The organism is Desulfovibrio sp. An276, assembly GCF_002159665.1.
In the GTDB taxonomy this organism is placed as follows: domain Bacteria; phylum Desulfobacterota; class Desulfovibrionia; order Desulfovibrionales; family Desulfovibrionaceae; genus Desulfovibrio; species Desulfovibrio faecigallinarum.
In genome coordinates, this window is record NZ_NFJC01000062.1 from 1 (window position 1) to 5,974 (window position 5,974).

Here is a 5,974-nt window from a genome sequence, read left to right on the forward strand (position 1 = left end):
GATGGCGTGGCCTTGCAACACGATATGTGAAGACCACTCTGTCATTCTCCTCTTATTTCCATATTTTCAATACGTTAATGTGGGCGAAGGTTGTGTAGTAGGTACTCCTACTGGAACACTCCCATGAATTTGTCAACACGACCTAGAAAATAGCTAAATTGTGATTTAGTAGTTTGTGATTTACTTTTTTTGTGGAGGACAGATGTTCATTGGCCGTGAAGAGGAGAGCGCAAGGCTCAAGAGCCTGTGGGGCGAAAAGAGGCTTCGTATGGCTGTTTTGTACGGCAGGCGCAGGGTGGGCAAGACTGCCCTCATCCGCCACTTTTTGCAGGACAAGCCCGGAGTCTTCTTCACAGCAAGCTCGAATTCGGCAGCCCTCAATGTGGAAAACCTGCGCCACGCCATGGTGCTCTCGGGCCTCTTTGCACCGGAAAAGGTGGAAGACGCTCCCATGAAGGCCATGAAAGGGACGCTGGAAAGCCTGTTTTCCCGTTCCGAGGAAATGCCCTTTGTGCTCGTCATGGATGAGTATCCCTATCTCGCAAGAGCCCTTCCGGAATTGTCCACCGAGCTTGCAGGACTTGCCTTGGCACACGCGGAAAAATCCAGGCTTTTGCTCATCCTGAGCGGCTCGCAGCTCTCCTTCATGGAAGAACATGTGCTTGGGGCCCAAAGCCCCTTTCAGGCCCTGAGTCCCATTGCCATAAAGCTTGCTCCCCTGGATTTCTTTACCCTGCGCCGCCACTTTGATCTTTTTCGCAGCGAGGACGCCATCCGTCTCTACGGCATCATTGGCGGAACAGTGCAGTACCTTTCCTGGTTCGGGGGCGCGCGAGACGTTCGGCAAATCCTTGTGGAACACGTGCTCAATCCCCAGAGCAGGCTTTTCGAAGAACCGGGCCACCTCTTGCGCCAGGAAGTGCGCGAGGGGGCCGTCTACAACGGCATCCTCTCTGCCATTGCCAGTGGGGCCGAGCGCCTGTGCGACATAGCGGAAAGGACAGGACTCGAGACAGGGGCCTGCTCCCTCTATCTGAACAGACTCATCACCCTGGATCTTGTGCGCAAGGAACACCCTGCAGGAGAAGAAAATTCGCGCAAGACCCTCTACGTGGTGGAGCACCCTCTCTTTCGCTTTCTCTTCCGCTACATCCCGCAGAATCTGAGTACGCTCACCCTGGGCTGTACAGAGCCTGTCCTGGACCTCATAGCAAAAGACGAGCCTTCCTATCTGCACTACGTGTTCGCTGCCATCTGCCGCCAGTGGCTGCGTGCACTGCAAAAGTCCGATCCTTCACTGCAGACCTTTGGCAGGATCGGGCGCTACTGGGGCACAAATCCGAAAACAAGGGCGCAGATCTACCTGGACGTGGCTGCAAGGGACGAGGCCTGCGGCATGCTCTGCGGCAAGAGCTTCTGGGGCGGGGAGCCAGTGCAAAAAGCGCATGTGGAGAGCTTTCTTGCCTCGTGCAGGGGGCTGGACGCGCAAAGATACTTTGTCTTCGCAACCTCGGGCTTTGCCGACGACTGCAAAGCGCTTGAATACGAAAAACTGAGCCTTGTATCCCTGGACGACATGCTTTCCCGCTTTCCCTGAGCGAGATCTTCGGGATTCTCCCAAGGGATTGCGTCCTCACATACGGAAAATTGCGAGTAGCGTGTCATGAAAAGCAAGATATTTCTGGCCTTGCGTTGCCTGAGCTTCCTCTTGGGCCTGTTCATCATGGGCTGCGGCATAGCCACCATAACCAATACCGATCTGGGCACAACGCCCATCACAAGCATACCCTACGCTGTCAACTCCATCTTTCCCCTGACCATCGGTACCTACACTGCACTCATGAACGCGACTTTCGTGCTTGTGGAACGCTTTGTCCTTGGCAAAAAGCGCTTCAGGATACGCAATGTGCTGCAGATACTGCCGGTCTTCTTCTTTGCCCTGTGCATAGACTTCTGGATGCACCACACCTCCTTTGTGCTGGAGCTTTCCTACATCGAGCGTCTGGGCTTTCTGGGCCTTGGCATAGTGGTCATGGCTGTCGGCATCCTCATCGAGGTGGCAAGCAACATCATAGTCCTGCCAGGCGAGGGGCTGGTTTTGGCCATAGCCTACGTGACAAGGAAGAACTTCGGTTCCATCAAGGTACTCTGCGACACTACCATGGTCGCCATAGGCATGACTATTGGCCTTGTTGGCCTGGGATCAGTGGTTGGCGTTGGCGAGGGCACTATCTGCTCAGCCATCCTCACTGGCTTTGTGGTGCGTTTTTTGAGCGCCTGCGTGCGCAAGGTTTTTCCGCAAAGGCAGCAGAAAAGAAGGAAGCGCCCGAGGCCAAGCTAAAGACGAGCGGTTTTTCCGAACAATACAACGAAAGAGAGGGACAGAAACACGTTTGGTTTCTGTCCCTCTTGTTCTTTTGTCAGCCGAAGGATCAGCCTCTGCCAAGCTTTTTCAGGACCTTTGTCTGGTACTTGCAGATCTTTTGCAGGGAAGCGGAGCGCACGTTGAGTGGACCCTCGACCTTGAGCCAGCGGGCGATGGTCGGCATGCCCACCCCGAGATGCCAGGCAAAGCCCTCTTCCGAAGTGCCGCTCAGCCTGAACAGGGCGCGCAGTCCCTCTCCTGTGGGGTTCTTTGCGTCAAAGGGCAGGGGAGTACTCTCCAGAACCTGCTCTGCCTTGTCATTTGCTGTAGTCTTGGCCGGAGCGGCTACTTTTTTCTTGGGCTGCGTCTTGGCTGCAGTCTCGCCGGCTTTTGCGGGCTGCACCTTTGCTGTCGCATCAGTGGCTTTTGCAGGCTGAGCCTTTGCTGCCGCATCAGAGGTCTTTGCGGGCTGTGCTTTGGCTGCGGCATCAGTGGCCTTTGCGGGCTGTACCTCGGCTGCAGTCCCGCTGGCCTTTGCGGGCTGAGCCTTGGCTGCAGTCTCGCTGACTTTTGCAGGCTGGGCCTTTGCTGCGGCGTCAGTGGCCTTTGCGGCACCCCTTGTTTTTCGAGCGTCTTTCCTGCCCTTGCCGGATTTTCCCTTCGGAAGGCTCTTCTTGCGGACTGGAGCGGAGTACAGGGGCGCATTTCCTATTCTGGGCGCGTCTTCTCCCAGTACCTTGGCCAAAACCAATGGCGCGGCGACGGCTGTACCGGCGACAATGATGTCTTCTTCCCGTATCTTGTCTTGCGGGTACTCCATTTGTTCCAGTCTCGCGACTCCAAGCAGTGAGATGAGCGGACCAGGGAATTCCCTGTTGAAGAAAAAGAAGAATTTTCGGGTCAGATCTGTCGAGGCCAGAACTTTTGCGAACATCCTGTCTATTCTCTTGTATTCTTTGGGATCGCTGAATTCTTCCTGGGCGTCCCGATACATCTCGAGACAGAATTTTTGGTATGGATCGTCCGGATGCTGCCTTGTCCTGAATCTGAACTTGCTCAAAACATCGATATCCGAATCCGGAACAGTGTCCCAGGCAGCCTTTTTTTCCTTGGGCGGCTTGCCTTCAGCCACTTCTATCACCTGCCGATACAGGAGAATAGCCATGCCTGTTGCGCAGAGATCTTCGACGCCCTTCTCGTCTAGTTGCTCCAGTTGCTCCAGTGTCATTGTGCGTGCGCCGTACAGGACCATCTCCGGGATACTGAGCCTGCTCATTTTGTCGTCGAATTGCCTTTGCAGCCTGGGCGACAGGGATATCTTGCCAAAACTGTTTGCCAGACGGCTCATTTCATAGGCATCAAGGACAGTTTGCATTCTATGGACTACGAGCGCCATGTCCTGGTCGCCACCCAGTGATTCGATCAGATGCTCCATGTCAGCCTTGTGGGCGTCTGGTTCATTGTTGTCTTCATCTTCCATGAATGCGTTATCAAAGAAGCTTTCATTCAGGTCCTGAATGGCGCTGGCAAAGTCTACTTCGTTGCTGGCATGCGAAGAGAAAACTCCGGAGATGAAGCTGGATCCAGCAGAATGCTTCGCGCGTGGCTCCATCTCGAAGGTCTCCCTGCCCAGGGGGACCTTCGAGATGGTGGGTTCATGAACAGGGTGCTTGCTCGCTTCCCTTGCGCTTGTGTCCAACCCGGGTGTCTGGACTGGCCTTGAGCCCGCTTTTCCCGGGCCTTGCTCGGCAGGCAGAGCCTTCCTGTTGGCTCCCTTTACCTCGTACAGTTCCCAGGATTCTATGCCGCGAAGCGAAAAGGCGAGCAGGGGATTTGTGTCCAGCATCCTGCCCATGCCAAAGAGTGCGGCAAAGACGTGGAGGCAAGGGCTTCCCTTGCCACAGGAACAATTGGTTTGAATGCTTCGCAGAGGCGGCAAAAGACCATAGCCTGGAGAACAAAGCGTCTCAATGAGCTCCTCTGGCAGATTGCCCTTGCGAAAGTTCACAACCGAGAGACGGGCCTTTTTGATCTCCTGCTGCATAAGACCGATATGCTCTTTGTTTGCCCTGGGGAAAGTGATGGTCACAGTGCAGGGCTCGGCATCGCAGACAGTGGCTGTGATTGTGTTCCCCAAAACCGCGAGATGGCAAACGCCTCCGCGACGCAGGCACCTTTTGCCCAAATCCGTCTGCCCCTTGTACTCTGGGAAGAAATCGAAATTTTCGCACCACTTCTTGCCAAGGCGTGTGCTTGCTATCGCATCGGTGAAGGGAAGTATCGGAGAAACAGTGCTGCCCTTTCTTTGCAATGCCTCACGGAACTCTTGAGTTATTCTTTCCTGTTCCTGCTGGCTGAATTTCTCGCTGTATATCGTTTTGGACATTATGTTGTTCTCCGGTAGCTTGTAGTCTGTACACAAGAAAAATTTTGATTTGTTTCGTAAATATGCATGTATTTTGTGCGGATATCTGTGCAAAAAAGAAATTGTTTGTGAAAACTGTTTTTTGCCAGTTTGAAGTCCAGGGTCTTGCCAAGGCAAGGCCGTATTGCCCTCAGGGGGCTGCCCTAGGGTATTCGAATATTGTCGTTTCTAGTCGTTTGGAAAAGCAAAATCAAGACCTTGTCACGCACATGGGCCTTGCAATTGCCCATACTCAAGGCTAATGTCTGCCTGCCCGCAACAAGGTCCATAAAGGAATAGGGCGGGCCCTTGCTTGTACTGGCGTACAAAAGACAAACAAATTCCCGAGGGAGAACATATGGGCACTGGCATTACTCTAGGCGCTGACGGCAAACTGATCATCCCCAACGATCCCATCATTCCCATCATAGCCGGCGACGGCGTGGGACCGGACATCTGGAATGCGGCAAGGCCCGTGTTCGATACGGCAGTGGAAAAGGCCTATGGAGGAGCAAGGAAGATCGAGTGGCTGTCCATAGACGCTGGCGAGACCTGCTGGCAGAAGACAGGCGAATTCGTGCCCGAAAAGAGCATGGAGGCCATCACAAAGTACCGCGTGGCCCTGAAGGGTCCCTTGAGCACCCCGGTGGGCAAGGGCTTCCGCTCTGTCAACGTCCTTTTGCGCAGACTCTTTGACCTCTACGCCTGCATCCGTCCAGTCAGCCACGTTCCGGGCGTGCCAAGCCCGGTGAAGGATCCGGACGCAGTGAATATGGTCATTTTCCGCGAAAACACGGAAGACCTCTACGCAGGCATCGAATGGGATGCAGGCACCCCCGAAGCCGCGAAGATGATAGCCCTCATCAAGGAGCTTACGGGCCGCGATGTGCGCCCGGACAGTTCCATAGGCATCAAGCCCATTTCCGAGACCGGCACAAAGCGCCTTGTGCGCATGGCCATACAATACGCCATTGACCACAGGCTTCCGAGCGTCACCCTGGTCCACAAGGGCAACATCATGAAATTCACCGAGGGCGGCTTCAGGCGCTGGGGCTACGAGTGCGCTGCTGAGGAATTCGGCGCCTACACCATTACCGAGGAAGAAGCCTCGAAAAACGGCAATCCGGACGGCAAGATCGTCATCAAGGACCGCATCACGGACTCCATGTTCCAGCAGATTTTGCTGCGCCCGCGCGAATACAGCG

At 54.7% G+C, this 5,974-nt stretch carries 4 protein-coding genes; 3 read left to right on the top strand and 1 reads right to left on the bottom strand.

The window, feature by feature from the left end:
- The first annotated feature begins 202 nt into the window (after positions 1 to 202).
- Together B5F76_RS14070 and B5F76_RS14075 are read left to right on the top strand one after the other, a co-directional pair.
- The gene (locus B5F76_RS14070; RefSeq protein ID WP_087355693.1) at positions 203 to 1,597 is read left to right on the top strand and encodes an ATP-binding protein; all 1,395 of its coding nucleotides are present in this window, start codon (positions 203 to 205) and stop codon (positions 1,595 to 1,597) included.
- Between the two features lie 66 nt (positions 1,598 to 1,663).
- On the top strand, positions 1,664 to 2,341 hold the full coding sequence (locus B5F76_RS14075; protein ID WP_087355695.1) for a YczE/YyaS/YitT family protein: 678 nt from the start codon (positions 1,664 to 1,666) through the stop codon (positions 2,339 to 2,341).
- 91 nt (positions 2,342 to 2,432) lie between these two features.
- Here the strand turns inward: B5F76_RS14075 and B5F76_RS14080 are convergent, their stop codons facing one another.
- Positions 2,433 to 4,751 (bottom strand): hypothetical protein, encoded by a 2,319-nt coding sequence (locus B5F76_RS14080; protein ID WP_087355697.1) that lies wholly within the window; start codon positions 4,749 to 4,751, stop codon positions 2,433 to 2,435.
- A 376-nt stretch (positions 4,752 to 5,127) separates the two neighbouring features.
- On the opposite strand from B5F76_RS14080, the gene B5F76_RS14085 reads away from it, so the two are divergent.
- On the top strand, positions 5,128 to 5,974 hold an 847-nt coding region (locus B5F76_RS14085), incomplete at its 3' end, for an isocitrate/isopropylmalate family dehydrogenase (protein WP_087355699.1).

Bases quoted from the DNA above. Each gene is read 5' to 3' on its own strand.
- B5F76_RS14080 (WP_087355697.1), bottom strand. From the start codon at position 4,751: ATGTCCAAAACGATATACAGCGAGAAATTCAGCCAGCAGGAACAGGAA.
- B5F76_RS14075 (WP_087355695.1), top strand. From the start codon at position 1,664: ATGAAAAGCAAGATATTTCTGGCCTTGCGTTGCCTGAGCTTCCTCTTG.
- B5F76_RS14070 (WP_087355693.1), top strand. From the start codon at position 203: ATGTTCATTGGCCGTGAAGAGGAGAGCGCAAGGCTCAAGAGCCTGTGG.